12 protein-coding genes and 1 tRNA gene are annotated in these 14669 nt (G+C 39.8%); 6 read left to right on the top strand and 7 right to left on the bottom strand.

Going from position 1 to position 14669, the window contains the following annotated elements; genetic code table 11:
- Positions 1 to 6: 6 nt before the first annotated feature.
- On the top strand, positions 7 to 612 hold the full coding sequence (locus tag L1S31_RS02795; protein ID WP_236461815.1) for a hypothetical protein: 606 nt from the start codon (positions 7 to 9) through the stop codon (positions 610 to 612).
- Here L1S31_RS02795 and L1S31_RS02800 read toward each other — a convergent pair.
- On the bottom strand, positions 607 to 1314 hold the full coding sequence (locus L1S31_RS02800) for a porin family protein (protein ID WP_236461818.1): 708 nt from the start codon (positions 1312 to 1314) through the stop codon (positions 607 to 609). The two genes, L1S31_RS02795 and L1S31_RS02800, sit on opposite strands and share 6 nt — an antisense overlap.
- A 126-nt stretch (positions 1315 to 1440) precedes the next feature.
- Between L1S31_RS02800 and L1S31_RS02805 the strand changes: the two genes are divergently transcribed.
- Positions 1441 to 1527, top strand: a tRNA-Ser gene (locus tag L1S31_RS02805).
- Between the two features lie 54 nt (positions 1528 to 1581).
- Here the strand turns inward: L1S31_RS02805 and L1S31_RS02810 are convergent.
- The 3 genes from L1S31_RS02810 to L1S31_RS02820 all read right to left on the bottom strand — a co-directional run bounded on the left by L1S31_RS02810 (position 1582) and on the right by L1S31_RS02820 (position 4570).
- The gene (locus tag L1S31_RS02810; RefSeq protein ID WP_236461820.1) at positions 1582 to 2610 is read right to left on the bottom strand and encodes an asparaginase; all 1029 of its coding nucleotides are present in this window, start codon (positions 2608 to 2610) and stop codon (positions 1582 to 1584) included.
- Complete coding sequence (locus L1S31_RS02815) at positions 2600 to 3736, bottom strand: 1-acyl-sn-glycerol-3-phosphate acyltransferase (protein WP_236461824.1); 1137 nt, start codon at positions 3734 to 3736, stop codon at positions 2600 to 2602. The genes L1S31_RS02810 and L1S31_RS02815 overlap by 11 nt, the downstream gene beginning before the upstream one ends.
- A 63-nt stretch (positions 3737 to 3799) precedes the next feature.
- Positions 3800 to 4570 carry a TatD family hydrolase gene (locus L1S31_RS02820; protein WP_236461827.1) on the bottom strand — a complete coding sequence of 257 codons (771 nt, stop codon included), beginning with the start codon at positions 4568 to 4570 and terminating at the stop codon, positions 3800 to 3802.
- Positions 4571 to 4654: 84 nt separating this feature from the next.
- Between L1S31_RS02820 and L1S31_RS02825 the strand changes: the two genes are divergently transcribed.
- From L1S31_RS02825 to L1S31_RS02835, 3 genes are all read left to right on the top strand, one after another.
- On the top strand, positions 4655 to 5092 hold the full coding sequence (locus tag L1S31_RS02825) for a retropepsin-like aspartic protease (RefSeq protein WP_236461830.1): 438 nt from the start codon (positions 4655 to 4657) through the stop codon (positions 5090 to 5092).
- A gap of 71 nt (positions 5093 to 5163) precedes the next feature.
- Positions 5164 to 7530 carry a T9SS type A sorting domain-containing protein gene (locus L1S31_RS02830; RefSeq protein WP_236461832.1) on the top strand — a complete coding sequence of 789 codons (2367 nt, stop codon included), beginning with the start codon at positions 5164 to 5166 and terminating at the stop codon, positions 7528 to 7530.
- A 126-nt stretch (positions 7531 to 7656) separates the two neighbouring features.
- Entirely contained in the window at positions 7657 to 8589 is a 933-nt protein-coding gene (locus L1S31_RS02835; protein ID WP_236461835.1) for a hypothetical protein, read from the top strand.
- Positions 8590 to 8602: 13 nt separating this feature from the next.
- On the opposite strand, the gene L1S31_RS02840 is transcribed toward L1S31_RS02835, so the two are convergent.
- Positions 8603 to 9850, bottom strand: a complete 1248-nt coding sequence (locus L1S31_RS02840) for a TCR/Tet family MFS transporter (protein WP_236461839.1) — start codon at positions 9848 to 9850, stop codon at positions 8603 to 8605.
- A gap of 188 nt (positions 9851 to 10038) precedes the next feature.
- Between L1S31_RS02840 and L1S31_RS02845 the strand changes: the two genes are divergently transcribed.
- Positions 10039 to 10467 (top strand): hypothetical protein, encoded by a 429-nt coding sequence (locus L1S31_RS02845; RefSeq protein ID WP_236461842.1) that lies wholly within the window; start codon positions 10039 to 10041, stop codon positions 10465 to 10467.
- 70 nt (positions 10468 to 10537) lie between these two features.
- Here L1S31_RS02845 and odhB read toward each other — a convergent pair whose 3' ends face one another.
- Together odhB and L1S31_RS02855 are read right to left on the bottom strand one after the other, a co-directional pair.
- The gene (odhB, locus tag L1S31_RS02850) at positions 10538 to 11767 is read right to left on the bottom strand and encodes a 2-oxoglutarate dehydrogenase complex dihydrolipoyllysine-residue succinyltransferase (RefSeq protein ID WP_236461845.1); all 1230 of its coding nucleotides are present in this window, start codon (positions 11765 to 11767) and stop codon (positions 10538 to 10540) included.
- 100 nt (positions 11768 to 11867) lie between these two features.
- On the bottom strand, positions 11868 to 14639 hold the full coding sequence (locus L1S31_RS02855; protein ID WP_236463501.1) for a 2-oxoglutarate dehydrogenase E1 component: 2772 nt from the start codon (positions 14637 to 14639) through the stop codon (positions 11868 to 11870).
- Positions 14640 to 14669: the final 30 nt, after the last annotated feature.

Below are 14669 nucleotides of genomic sequence, written 5' to 3' on the forward strand. Positions count from 1 at the left end.
AATCAGTTGAAAAAAATCCTTCCTTTTTTTTCGTACTTATTCCATCCTATTTTCATTCCGTTATTAGGAACAATCTTTTACGTGCTGCTTGAAGACCATTATCTGACTTTGCCACAATATTTGATTCTTTTCCTGCAAATCATCATCATTACCATTTTATTGCCGGTTGCTTTTTTCTACCTGCTCCGAACTTTTGGAAAGATAGATACCATAATGCTTTCGGATATTTCACAGCGCAAAATCCCGTTGCTTTTACAGATAATGCTGTTTGCGGTTTTAATACAGAAAAGCATCACTTTTGAACGATTCCCAAGTTTGTATTTCTTCTTTCTTTCAGGGGTTTTCAGTACAATTTTCGCTTTCTTTTTGTTGTATTTTAAGACCAAGGCAAGCATCCACATGATTGGAATCAGTTCGCTTACAGTTTTTATCATTGGCCTGAGCATCCACAATCAAATCAACACGGTGAATCCCGTTGCGTTTTTTGTGATTATGAATGGCATTGTCGCCTCATCGCGCTTGGTGATGCAGGCACATTCTAATAAGGAATTGTTGATTGGTTTTTTGTGTGGAGCAATTCCACAGGCTGTGCTGCTCTATTTTTGGTTATAGGATGTAGAACATCAGTCCAAAGTTGGTCGTATTCATATCAATAGCCTGATTGTCGATTTTGGCAGAGGATTTCAACAACGGATTGAGTCCGTAATAGGCGTAAAAATTCCAGGTGTTCCAACCTGCTGCAATATAAATCCCGTAATGGAACTGATTTAAATCCTTGTTGTTGGATTGTTTGAAATCTCCAATCGAAGCTTCCGATTTGTATTGGTCGTAGAAAAGATAACTCAATTTCACTCCGGTATAAACCCTCCAGAATATATGGCTTTGAGGCGTTGAATCACGCCATCTGAACTCTATCGGCAAATCAATAAAATGAAGCGATAATTTATTTTTGGAAAAAGAAGTAGTTTCATCAAAAACCTCGTAGGTGTTGATTCCGCCACTTTCCCTAATGCTTAAATTCTGATTGTAAAGTGCCAGCGAATACCCCAATCCTGCAGCAAAGGCGACAGTTCGTTTTTTGTTAATGGGCATATCCCTTAAAAACCCAAAGCCAATTCCGGGTGAAAGTTTGTTTTGGGTAATTCCGTCCGGGCGTTTTTGAAGTGCGTTATAGGTAATGTTCAGGTAAAACTGGTCTTCGCGGTATAAGGAATCTACAGCATCAAAATCGATTTCATCCTTTACAACTTCTTTTTCCTGGGCAAAAATACCAAGTGAAGTAAAAAATAGTAAGATGAAAAGATTGAATCGCATAGAAGAAATATATCTTAAGCGAAAGTACATCATTTCGATTGAATAAACAAAATGAAAGAACCTACTAATAAATTATTGCGAGGGCTTTTTTTACTGAAAATATTTCCTGTTCTTTGCACCACAATTAGAGAGGTGTCCGAGTGGTTGAAGGAGCAAGCCTGGAAAGTTTGTATGTGGGTAACTGCATCGAGGGTTCGAATCCCTTTCTCTCTGCAAATAAAAAATGTGCTTTCTAAAGAAGCGCATTTTTATTTTATATCATTGAGATTAAAGCATTTCCCCTCGCAGCGAAGTTTCAAAAATAGTTTTGAAAACACTTGGTGCTACATTTTGCCCAAGTAGGTACATCAGTTTGGTTATTGCCGCCTCAGTTGTAATGTCTTTCCCCGAAATTACGCCAATTTTCTTAAGCTGCGAACTGGTTTCATATTGGCCCATATTGACACTTCCGCCAGAACACTGGGTTACATTGATAATGTGCAGGCCGCTTTTGATGGCTTTTTTAAGGATGTTTACAAACCAATCGTCTGTGGTTGCATTTCCGGAACCATAAGTTTCCAAAATAATCCCTTTTAGATTTGGAATGGAAATAATGGCTGATAAAACTGATTCATTGATTCCCGGGAACATTTTTACAATAACCACATTCCCGTCGAGATTTTTATGAACCTGGAGTTTTTTGGTCGACTGCTTTGGCAGGATCAGATTGGAATTGACATTAAGGTGAACGCCCGATTCCGCCAATTGAGGATAATTGGGCGAAGCAAAGGCGTTAAAATGTTCGGCATTTATTTTTGTGGTTCGGTTACCGCGGTACAATTTGTATTCAAAATACAGGCAGACTTCGTGGATGACCGGTTTCGTTTTTTGCTGCAAGGATGCGATTTGGATTGCGGTTATCAGGTTTTCCTTGGCGTCAGTCCTTAAGTCGCCAATTGGCAGTTGTGAACCAGTAAAGACGACAGGTTTGCTCAGGTTTTCGAGCATAAAGCTCAATGCAGAGGCTGAATACGACATCGTATCGGAACCGTGAAGCACTACAAATCCGTCAAAGTTGGCGTAATTATTTTCGATGATTTCTGCAATTTCAACCCATTTTTCCTGATTGATATTGGAAGAATCAATCGGCTTTTTAAAGGAAACCGTTTCGATATTACAGTCCAGATGCTTGAGCTCTGGGATCTTTTGCAATAATTTTTTAAAGTTGAAGGCTTTCAAAACACCCGTTTCAAAATCTTTAATCATACCAATGGTTCCACCAGTATAAATCAGAAGTATGTTGGGCTTATTCTGCATTCTGGTATTTTGATTTATTTACAACCGGATTGGCATACATCGCAAGGAAACTCTCGAACATCTGCGGATTGTTTTCGTCAATTTTCATTTCCAAACGGCGCTCAAACAATGACTTTTCATTTTCGGTATACAAATGGCTGTGCGCATCTGACTTATTCAATAAATCATAGGCTATATAATTCGTTGGCCACAATTTATAACTCTGTAAAATGGAATCGTCAATAACCTGTGCCAAAGCCTGTATCTGGTTCTTATTATTATCAAATTCCTGCGCTATTTTATCCAATTCGGAATCTAAAATATCGCCAACACTGATATGGATGCGCTTCTTCTGGCCGATGATTCCGCTTAAAAGCGTAATAAAATCCTCGTTTTTCTCCTTGATGTAAATTTCGTCATTGGCTTCTGCAATCAGTTGTGGCATTTTCAAAGCGTCGGTCGGATCGTATTCATACGAAATGGAAACCGGAACGATTTTTATCTTCTTGAAATAATCCATCAGATTGGCTTCATCTGAACCCATTGCCAGCATTTTCAAAACGCCCGAATGCGTTGCATCGTTACCGTCTTTGGTTCTTCCTTCGCGTTGTGCAATCCAAACCGAACGGTTTTCGCGCAACAATAACTGCGCTATGTATTCCGACATCAATTTGGAACTTTCCAACAATTCCCTTGGCGGCAAACCACGTTGCACTATGAAATTCCTGTTCAGTTTTGATAAGGTTTTCAGGAATGATTTCTTCACCAGATTATCTCCAATGGCCGAAGCCGTCATCACCAATCCGTGATCAAACAACGAAACATTCAGCAGGGAAGTATCGAGGATGATGTCGCGGTGATTCGAAATAAAAAGGTAGGAAGTATTGGGTTCCAATTTTTCAAAACCCGAAGTCGTCAGGCCTTCAGAGCTTTTTTCCAAAACCTTCTGAACCGATTTATAGATAAAATTGCATTGAAAATCGCGAATGGAATGTGTTCTTTTGAGTTGGTCTTTCCAAACTTCCTCATCTACATCGGGAAATGTAAAACCCATTAATGCCTTCATCATGGGATGATTGACAGAAGCCTGAATGGCTTCATTTACTTCAGCGTCATAAAAAGGACGGATTTTGTCAAATTTCTGCATCTTGGCTTACATTTTTGAAAGACAAAAGAACAAAAAAAAACTCACTTGTGTGCGATTAAAATATTAAATCCCAAAAATGGCTTTTGAATTTTCTGTCGTAATTCGGGCTATTTCCTCTATTGGTAATTGATAAATCTGCGATAGTTTTTCGGCTACCAATTTGGTGTAACCGCTTTCATTGCGTTTTCCGCGAAAAGGTACCGGAGCCAAATAGGGCGAATCGGTTTCGAGGACGATATTTTTCAAATCGATATCCTTTAAAAACTGGTCAATCTTTCCGTTTTTGAAAGTGACAACACCTCCTATTCCTAGTTTCATATTCAAGTCGATGGCTCTTTGGGCCTGATTGAAATCGCCCGCAAAGCAATGGAAAATCCCAAACAGGTCGTCCGACTTTTCACCGTCCAAAACCTCAAAAACTTCATCAAAAGCTTCGCGGCAATGGATGTTAATCGCCAGTTTGTATTTTTTTGCCAGCTGTATCTGATGTTTAAAAGCTTCCTGCTGGATTTTCAAGGTAGTTTTGTCCCAATATAGATCAACCCCAATTTCACCAATTGCGTAAAATTTCTTTTTAGCCAATTCGGATTCAACGTGAGCCAGTTCGTCTTTGTAGGTTTCAGGCTTTACATAACACGGATGCAAACCCATCATCAGGAAAATATTCTCGGGAAACTGCGTTTCCAAATCGTACATTTTTTGGGTATAACCCGAATCGATGGAAGGAACAAAAAAGCGTGAAACTCCGGCATCAATGGCGCGTTGAATCATTTCGGTCCTGTCCTGGTCAAACTCTTCGGAATAAAGATGGGTGTGCGTATCGGTTAAAATCATTTTTAATTGTGGCAAAGTTGCAGAGCCGTAAAGTTACAAGTTTGCTTACTATTTTTGGTTACATTTGGTCACATTTAAATTTTTATGAAACATCTTCAGGACTTACTTAAAAAAGAAAAATACAGGAAAATAAGTTTTAAGGTTTCCAAAACCCAACATTTATTGATTAAGGCAAGCATTAATGGAGTTTCAGGGAATTTTATTTTGGATACAGGTGCAAGCAACAGTTGTGTTGGATTTGAAGGCATTGAAAAATTTGGATTAAAAGCAGGACGATCTAAAACCAAGGCTTCAGGTGCCGGAGCGACCGGAATGTTTACACAATTGTCAAAAAACAATTCGCTGAAAATAGGACGCTGGAATTCAACAGGTTTTCATTTGATCATTTTTGACATGACCCATGTAAACCAGGCTTTGCTGCAACATAAAGCAAAAGCGGTCCACGGAATCATTGGCGCCGACATCCTTTTGGAAGGAAAGGCAATCATTGATTATTACAATCATTGTTTGTATTTACAATAACTGAAATATAATTTCGATTTAACAATTCCTACAAAGTTTTTTTATATATTTGATTGATAAAGTCTTATACTATGAAAAAAAATTACACTGACGCCCTTTTAATTTTTGTTTTTGGATTATTCCTTAGCTTTAATTGTAATGCCCAGCTTGTTGCAGGTTCAGATTTTGCATCGGTACAGCATTCCAACAATGTGCAAATTCCCATTCAGAATGTATTGGGCAACGATACTTTAGGTGGAATTCCAGTAACATTATCTCAGGTTACGGTGACGCAAATTTCAGCCACAACAAACCTTTCGTTACAGGCTAATGGCTCTGTAGTACTTGCTGCGGGAGCAACAACCGGTACTTATGGAATTTACTATAATTTATGCGAAATAGCCAACCCGACAAATTGCGTTGAAGGCTATGTTACCGTATATGTAACGCCAGCACCAATCGTACCAACTCCAGATACTGTGACCATATCCACTGGTTTGCTTTCACCTCAGATTATTTTAGAGAATGCTTTGGCAAACGATACTTTGGGAGGAATTCCGGTTAGCATCAGTGATGTAACAATCAATCAGGCTTCATCAACGGCATCGGCTTATTTCAGTATCAATACGACGACGGGCAATATAATGCAGATTAGTAATCCGCCGCCGGGAACGTACACGCTCAATTATTCTTACTGTGAAAACAGCAATCCTAACAATTGCACAACTACTTCGGCAACGATAACGGTTGTCAATTCGTTATCAACAGGAATTACAGCCACTTATCAGGATTTGAATGGTGATGGTGTTACGAATGTTGGAGATGTTATTAATTACACCTATTCCATTACAAACCATGCAGCAAGTGCGGTCACGAATATTTCGATTACCAGCGCGGATGTCAATATAAATGGAGGACCGCCAATTGCCTCGCTGAATTCGAATGCCACTAACAGTTCCACGTATACCGGCGTCCATCCAATAACGCAGCAGGACATCAACAATGGCTCTGTAGTTGTTGCAATTCAAACCAATGGAACATTGTCAGGTAATCCTATAAGTATTACCACTACCAATACAAGGAATTTAAATATTTCAAATGGAATAAAACTGAATGCATTCCTGGATTATAATTCAAATGGTACTCAGGAAACTGGTGAGCCAAATGTGAATTATGGTTCGTTCCAGTATCAATTGAATGACAATGGTACAACCCATGACATCACTTCATCTACCGGTACACATTATATGTATGAAACCAATCCGGCAAACAGCTATGATTTTGGCTATACGATAAGTCCTCAGTACGCAGCACAATATGTGCTTACACCGATGACTTACTCGAATGTGACCGTACCAAATGGTTCTGGGGTTTTAACCTATAATTTTGCATTGTCTGCAGCAAATCCATACAAGGATTTAGGAGTATACATTTATGCACCAGCATCTCCAAGGCCCGGATTTACTTATCAAAACGTTATTTATTATCAAAACTATGGCAATCAGACAATTGCTTCAGGAACGGTGACTTTTGTAAACGATGATAATGTGAGCATTTCAACTTATCCTGCAGGTTCAACACCTACAGCAAATGGATTCACTTATAACTTTACCAATTTATTGCCAGGTCAAAGCGGATCAATTACAGTGGGAATGCTTGTACCAGTAATTCCAACAGTTAGTTTAGGTGATTTGGTTACCAATACAGCTTCGGTTACCATCCCAACCAATGATGTTAACGTTAACAATAATACTGCTATTTATACTCGAGTTATTGTTGGTTCGTATGATCCAAATGACAAGGCTGAAAGCCATGGCCCACAAGTATTGCATTCTGCATTTACTGCAAATGATTTCTTAACGTATACCATTCGTTTTGAAAATACAGGAACTGCGGAAGCAATCAATGTTCGAGTGAATGACATATTGAATGCTAAATTGGATGAAACTACTGTTAGAATGGTAGCTTCAAGCCATCCTTATGTTTTGGACAGAGTTGGAAGCAACCTGACCTGGAGATTTGACGGAATCAATTTAGAGCCTTCCATTCCAAATAATTCAGTTATTGGCCATGGGTATATTGTTTTCCAGGTTAAACCAAAAGCAGGTTATGCTATCGGTGATGTAATTACGAATACCGCCAGCATTTTCTTTGATTTTAATCCGGCCATTGTTACCAATACCTGGTCGACAACATTCGTTCCTGTATTAGGAGTCAAAAATTTTGCCTTTAATAATTTTGTTTATTATCCAAACCCTGTGAATACTGTTTTGAATATTTCAAATGCTTCAACCATTGATCGTCTTGAAATCACTTCTGTATTGGGCCAAAGAATAAAATCAATGATGGTAAATGATTTGCATGCGGAATTGGATTTATCAGATTTACGCCGTGGTGTTTATTTTGTAAAAGTATCCAGCGAAGGACAGGAAAAAACTGTGAAAATCATTAAGGATTAATAAAAATAAAACTCAAAATAAAAAGCTGTGTTGCCATTGTAACACAGCTTTTTTAATTAGTATCCGACTCAGAAGCAACCAATTGTAAAACGCTACATCCTGATTAAAATCACAAATCCAAACATTATGAAAAAATCAGCCATCCTTTTATTTCTTTTCCCTTTTTTAATTGCTTCCTGCAGTGATACTGAAGAAAGCAAAAATGTGGTCCTAGGCAACACCATTTCAACAGAATTAAAAAATCTATTTAGCCAAAACACGGACAATCTAATTCAAAATTTCCAAATGAGTGCCGCAAATAATACGATAGTTTTTACATCCCCAAGAGGGGTTGTCTTAACCATAGACCGTTCGTGTTTGAGGAAAAATGGTGCAAACGTCACCGGCATCGTCGATTTTGAATACATTGAAATCTTTGATAGAGGAACCATGTTGGTTACCAACAAAACCACATTGGGATTATCTGGTTCGGAAAAACATTTGCTAAGTTCGGGCGGAGAGTTTTACATCAATGCGACACAAGGAGGCGTAGCCCTTACCCTAACCTGTGATGTGTTTATCAATGTCCCAACTTCAATTACCGGCGGAACTGACAATGATATGATGGGATTTTCAGGTGAAGAAGATAGTGAAGGGAATATTATTTGGGATACTTCTACCGCAACAGAATTTTGGGCTTCAAGTTTAAATCCTGGTGATGTTGAAACCTACAATACCTTTGTTGGGAAATTTGGCTGGTTCAATTGCGATAAATTTGTCACATCCCCAAATGGAAGCACCAAGATAACGGCATACGTTCCCCAAGAATATGGCAGCGGGAAGAGTTTGGTTTTTTTGGCAGCAAAAAATTTCCCAAACTCATTAGGCCAAACGTCGGGAACCTATCCAATAGGATTGGAATGTAGTTTGATTTTCGTCGCAGAGGATAATGGAAACATCAAATATGCCATCAAACAGAATATCGTGCTTACGGCAAATCATCAGGTTACTTTCGAGCCTTCTGATATGGCAACGGCAACTCCGGCACAAATGGTCCCGATAATTAACGCATTGCAATAAATTATTTAGAATCCTATTCCTTAAAGTCATCAACAGCATTGATGGCTTTTTTGTTTTTACGCAAAGTATAAAAAGCAATGATGGTACTGATCAACATTAGGAAACCTCCCAAAATAAAAGGTGCTCCTGGTAATTGAAAAGGTGCATCCTTATGGGTAAAAAAGTAAAAGGTGTTGGTCATCATGGGTGGGCCAATGATAGCCGATGCACTCATAAGGCTTGCCAAAGTTCCCTGAATTTCACCCTGCTCATTGGGTGGAATGTGACCCGATATTTCCGACTGCAAAGCTGGTCCGGCAATTCCTCCTAGACAATACGGAATTAAAAACACAAACAGCATCCAGCTTTGTGTTGCAAAGGCAAACAATAGCATTCCCGCAGTATATAATCCCAAACCAATATAAATGCTTTTGTGGTTTCCAAGCCTCGGACTTGTCCAGCGGATTAATCCTCCCTGCACCAATCCCACTAAAAGCCCAACTACCCCAAGTGAAATCCCTACCATTTTTTCATCCCAGTTAAAACGATACATCGTGAAAAAACTCCAATTGCTGTGAACCGCATGAGAGCCAACATACAAAAGGAAAATTGCTGTAATCAAACCAATCAGCGAAGGATATTTTTTTAATCTTGTAAGCGCTGTTATCGGATTGGCACGTTTCCATTCAAATTCCCTTCGGTTCTTTTTGGATAAGGATTCCGGAAGGATAAAATAGCCATAAAGGAAATTCAGCATGCACAAGATTGCGGCTGCATAAAAGGGAACCCTCGAGCCGAATTGCCCCAATAAACCACCTATAACGGGTCCAATGATAAAGCCAAGTCCAAAAGCTGCGCCCACCATTCCAAAGTTTTTCGCCCGGTTTTCGGGAGTACTTACATCAGCAATATAAGCTGAAGCCGTGGTGATACTGGCTCCGGTTAAACCTGCAATGATCCTTCCCAAAAACAACCAGGCAATCGTTGGCGAAAAAGCCAATAGAAGGTAATCCAATGCAAAAGCAAAAAGCGAAATCAGTATGATGGGACGCCTTCCATACTTATCACTCAGATTTCCTATCAACGGCGCACACAAAAACTGCGTTATTGCGTAGGCAAACGTAAGCCAGCCTCCATACTTTGCCGCTTCGCTGATATCGCCATGAATAAGTTCGGCGATAAGCTTCGGAATTACCGGAATTATGATTCCCCAACCTGTAATATCGATAAGCATTGTGATGAAGATAAATCCTATCGCTGCCTGTTTCTGGCTTTTTTTCATAGCTAAAAAATGAAATACAAATAAACGAAAAACAATCCTATAATTTTGAGGAAGTTAAGCCCAAAAAAATTAAGAAATCTTTAATAATTAAATTTTTACTTTTTTAATGTAAAAAACATTTGCATAATTGAAATAAACTGTTAGATTTGCCATTGTTAAACCTAAAAAACAAATAAAACCTAAACATTATGAAAAAAGTATTTTTATTCGCTTCGGCAATTGCATTGACACTTTCATTGAATTCATGTTCAAAAGACAGTGGTGGAGGAAGCTCAGCGAGCATGAAAGTAGACGGAACTAACAAAAGCTTTAAAACTATCGCTTATTCATTAGGTGGATCTACTTATGTACACGGATACATCGGTAACATTGAAACTCCTACTGAAACTATTGATTTTGATGTAGATCCAGGAACAGGAGACAAAGTAAGCAGTTTTACTTATGAGATTGATGGTGGTGATTTCTACACTCCAACAACTTTTACTTCAAACGTTACTACAAACTCTGCAAGTTCAGCTAAAGGATCTTTCAGTGGAACTCTAGAGCCATTTGGAGCTGGAGCTAACAAAGTGATCACTGATGGAAAATTCTCTTGCAGTGTTACAACTGGTGAATAATTAAATCATACGATACTAAAAAGCCGTTTAGAAATTCTAAACGGCTTTTTTATTTTTACAAAACAAAGGATTATAATTCCAATGCTTTTTTAGGATTGTTGTCCATTAAGATTCCAACTGGATTTTCAAGAGCTTCTTTTACTGCAACCAGGAATCCAACCGATTCACGTCCGTCGATGATCCTGTGGTCATAAGATAAGGCTACAAACATAACCGGCGCAACAACGATCTGGCCATTTTTTACAACAGCTCTTTCCACTACATTGTGCATTCCTAATATTCCCGATTGTGGCGGATTGATGATTGGTGTACTCAACATGCTTCCGAAAACACCACCATTTGAAATAGTGAATGTTCCTCCGGTCATTTCATCCACTGTAATCTGTCCGTCGCGTGCACGTAAGGCCAAACGTTTGATTTCGGCTTCCACACCACGGAACGATAAGGTTTCTGCGCTTCTCATTACCGGAACCATTAATCCTTTTGGTCCTGAAACGGCTACCGAAATATCACAGAAATTGTATGAAATTTTCTCCTGCCCGTCAATCATTGAGTTTACGTCAGGGTACAATTGCAATGCTCTTGTAACTGCTTTGGTGAAGAACGACATAAAGCCTAATCCCAATCCGTGTTTGGTTTTGAATTCTTCTTTGTATTGTTCACGCAAAGCGTAAATTTCGGTCATATCCACTTCGTTGAATGTAGTTAGCATCGCTGTTTCGTTTTTCGCAGCCACTAATCTTTCGGCAACCTTACGACGCAGCATTGACAATTTTGTCCTTTCTGAACCACGGTTTCCGCCAGTTGGCGTTCCCATTGAAGGCACAGCATTTACCGCATCTTCCTTGGTGATTCTTCCGCCTACACCGCTACCAACAACGTCTGAAGGCTGGATGTTTTTTTCGTCCAATATTTTTTTCGCTGCCGGAGATGGCGTTTGTGCAGCATAGGATGTTGCAGCAACCGGAGCAGCTTTAGGAGCTTCCTCTTTTTTTGGAGCTTCAGCCTTTGGAGCCTCAACTTTTACTTCTTCTTTGACCGGAGCTGAACCACTTGGTTTTACTGCGCTGGTGTCGATCAGGCATACAACCGCGCCAACAGCAACAGCATCACCTTCCTCGGCTTTAAGCGTAATAATTCCACTTGCTTCTGCCGGTAATTCCAACGTTGCCTTATCGGAATCAACCTCAGCGATTGCCTGGTCTTTTTCTACGTAATCTCCGTCTTTTACTAACCAGGTAGCAATTTCAACTTCTTTTATCGATTCGCCTGGTGAAGGCACTTTCATTTCTAAAATCATGATTTATAATTTTATTGTGTTGATTATATTTTGTTTAGCCCGGATTGCAGCGGCATCCTTTTGCGTAAGCAAAAGATACAGCGGAAAGCCGGAATAGCTCCTAACGGAACAAATTCTTGTCAAAAACCATTTTGATGGCATCTGCGTGGCGTCTTCGGTCACGTGTATGGCTTCCTGCTGCCGGCGCCGCGTAAGCTTTCAGCGATGCCAATCTCCATGGCACTAAATCGAAATTCATCAACATATAGCTGTAAGCTCCCATGTTTTTTGGCTCTTCCTGTGCCCAAACGAAATCGTCGGCATTTGGATAACTCTTGATAATCGCCTTCAATTGGTCAACCGGCAATGGGAACAACTGCTCGATACGTACCAAAGCTACGTCATTTCTCTTTAAATTTTCGCGTTCGGCCAGAATATCATAATAGAATTTTCCGGTTACGAATACCACGGTTTTTACTTTTTTCCTGTCTACCGAATTGTCGTCAATCGTTTCCTGGAATTGTCCTTTATACAATTCCTCGCGTGTTGAAACGCATTGTGGGTGACGCAATAAACTTTTTGGTGAAAATACTACCAAAGGCTTACGGAATTTGGTCTTCATCTGTCTTCTCAACAAGTGGAAGAAATTCGCCGGTGTTGTACAATCGGCAACATACATATTGTGGCGTGCACAAAGCTGTAAGTAGCGTTCCATACGTGCTGAAGAGTGCTCCGCACCTTGTCCTTCGTAACCGTGAGGTAGTAATAAAACGATTCCGTTTTGGTTGTTCCATTTGTCTTCACCGCACGAAATGTATTGGTCAATCATGATTTGGGCACCATTGGAGAAATCCCCAAACTGTGCTTCCCAAATCGTCAAAGCGTTTGGATTTGCCAACGCATAACCGTAGTCAAAACCTAGAACGCCATATTCTGAAAGGAAGGAATTGAAAATATTGAATTTCCCTTTTTTACCTTTTACGGTATCTAATAAAACAACTTCTTGTTCGCTGTCCTCCACTTTTACAACGGCATGACGGTGCGAGAATGTTCCTCTTTCAACGTCCTGTCCGGAGATACGGACATCGTAACCTTCGGTTAATAAGGAACCATAAGCCAGTGTTTCAGCAGTTCCCCAATCGATGACGTCGTTGTCGTACATGGTTTTCCTGTCGGTAACGATTTTGGATATCTTGCTGATGAATTTTTTATCCGACGGCAAAGTTGAAACCGAAACGATGATTTCGTCCAGTTTCTTTTTGTCGAATTTAGTATCGACTTTTTTCAGCATTTCGTCATCCGAAACCTGAACATAACCTTCCCATTCGTCCTGCATAAAAGGCTTGATAATCGTCAAATCCTTTTTGCGCGATTCCTGAAGATTCTCATCCAGCTTGGCTTTGTAGTCGTTTTCTATTTTGGTGATATAGGCCGCGTCTACAATTCCGTTAGTGATTAGTTTTTCAGCATAAATATCCCTTGGATTTTGATGCTTTGCAATGATTTTATATAAAACCGGCTGTGTAAAACGTGGTTCATCACCTTCGTTATGGCCGTATTTTCTGTATCCTAACAAATCGATGAACACATCACGTCCGAACTGCATCCTGAAATCCAACGCAAAAAGCATCGCGTGAACCACAGCTTCGGCATCATCAGAATTGACGTGAAGTACCGGCGACAAAGTCACTTTGGCAACATCAGTACAATACGTCGACGAACGCGCATCTAAATAATTTGTGGTAAATCCAACCTGATTGTTGATTACAATGTGGATAGTTCCACCTGTTTTATAACCGTCAAGCTGTGCCATTTGCACAATTTCGTAAACAATTCCCTGTCCTGCTACTGCAGCATCACCGTGAACGGCAATTGGCAGTACTTTTGAAAAGTCGTCTGGGAAATATTTATCCTGTTTGGCTCTGGTAATACCTTCTATCACGGCACCAACGGTTTCCAAGTGCGAAGGATTAGGTGCCAGATTCAGGTTGATTTTTTTTCCTGAGGTTGTTTTTCTTTCAGCAGTCAATCCCAAATGATACTTAACGTCTCCGTCGAAATATTCCTTGTCGTAATCCTTTCCGTCAAACTCTGAGAAAATATCCTGAGTGGCTTTCCCGAAAATGTTCGCAAGGATGTTCAACCTTCCTCGGTGTGCCATTCCCATTACGAATTGCTCTACGCCTTTTTCGGCCGCAGCATCAATTAATGCATCTAAGGCCGGGATAATGCTTTCTCCACCTTCCAATGAGAACCGTTTCTGTCCTACGTATTTTGTGTGCAAAAAGTTCTCAAAAGAAACTGCTTCGTTCAGTTTGCCTAAGATATGTTTCTTTTGGTCGTTGTCGAAGTTGGGAAGATTGTCGTTTACGTTTATTTTGTCCTGAATCCATTGAATTACCTGAGGATTTCTCATGTACATGTATTCGATACCAATATGCTGGCAATACACGTTTTTCAGGTGATCTAAGATTTGTTGCAATGTTTGTGGCTGATGGCCTAATACTTTGGCAGCATCAAAAACCGTATTCAAATCGGCTGATGTCAAACCGAAATTTTCAATGTCTAGCGTTGGCGAAGAAGTCCTTCTGGTACGAACAGGATTGGTCTCGGTAAAAAGATGTCCGCGTGTTCTGTAACCGTCAATCAGTTTCAAAACATTGAACTCTTTCTGGAGTTTGTCTGAAACCTGTCCGTTAGCCGGAACGTTGGCGGCATAATTTGCCAATTCCTGAACAGCATTTTCTTCATTATAGGTCGTCATTCCAAAGTCGAAACCTTGAAAAAAGGCTCTCCAACTTGGCTCTACGCTATCTGGATTTTGAAGGTATTGTTCGTATAAAAGGGCGAAAAATTCGGTATGTGCTGCGTTTAAAAAGGAAAACCTATCCATAAAAAATAATTGAATGTCCTGATTTGTGTA

It is taken from the genome of Flavobacterium wongokense, from assembly GCF_021608265.1.
GTDB classification, from domain to species: Bacteria; Bacteroidota; Bacteroidia; order Flavobacteriales; family Flavobacteriaceae; genus Flavobacterium; species Flavobacterium wongokense.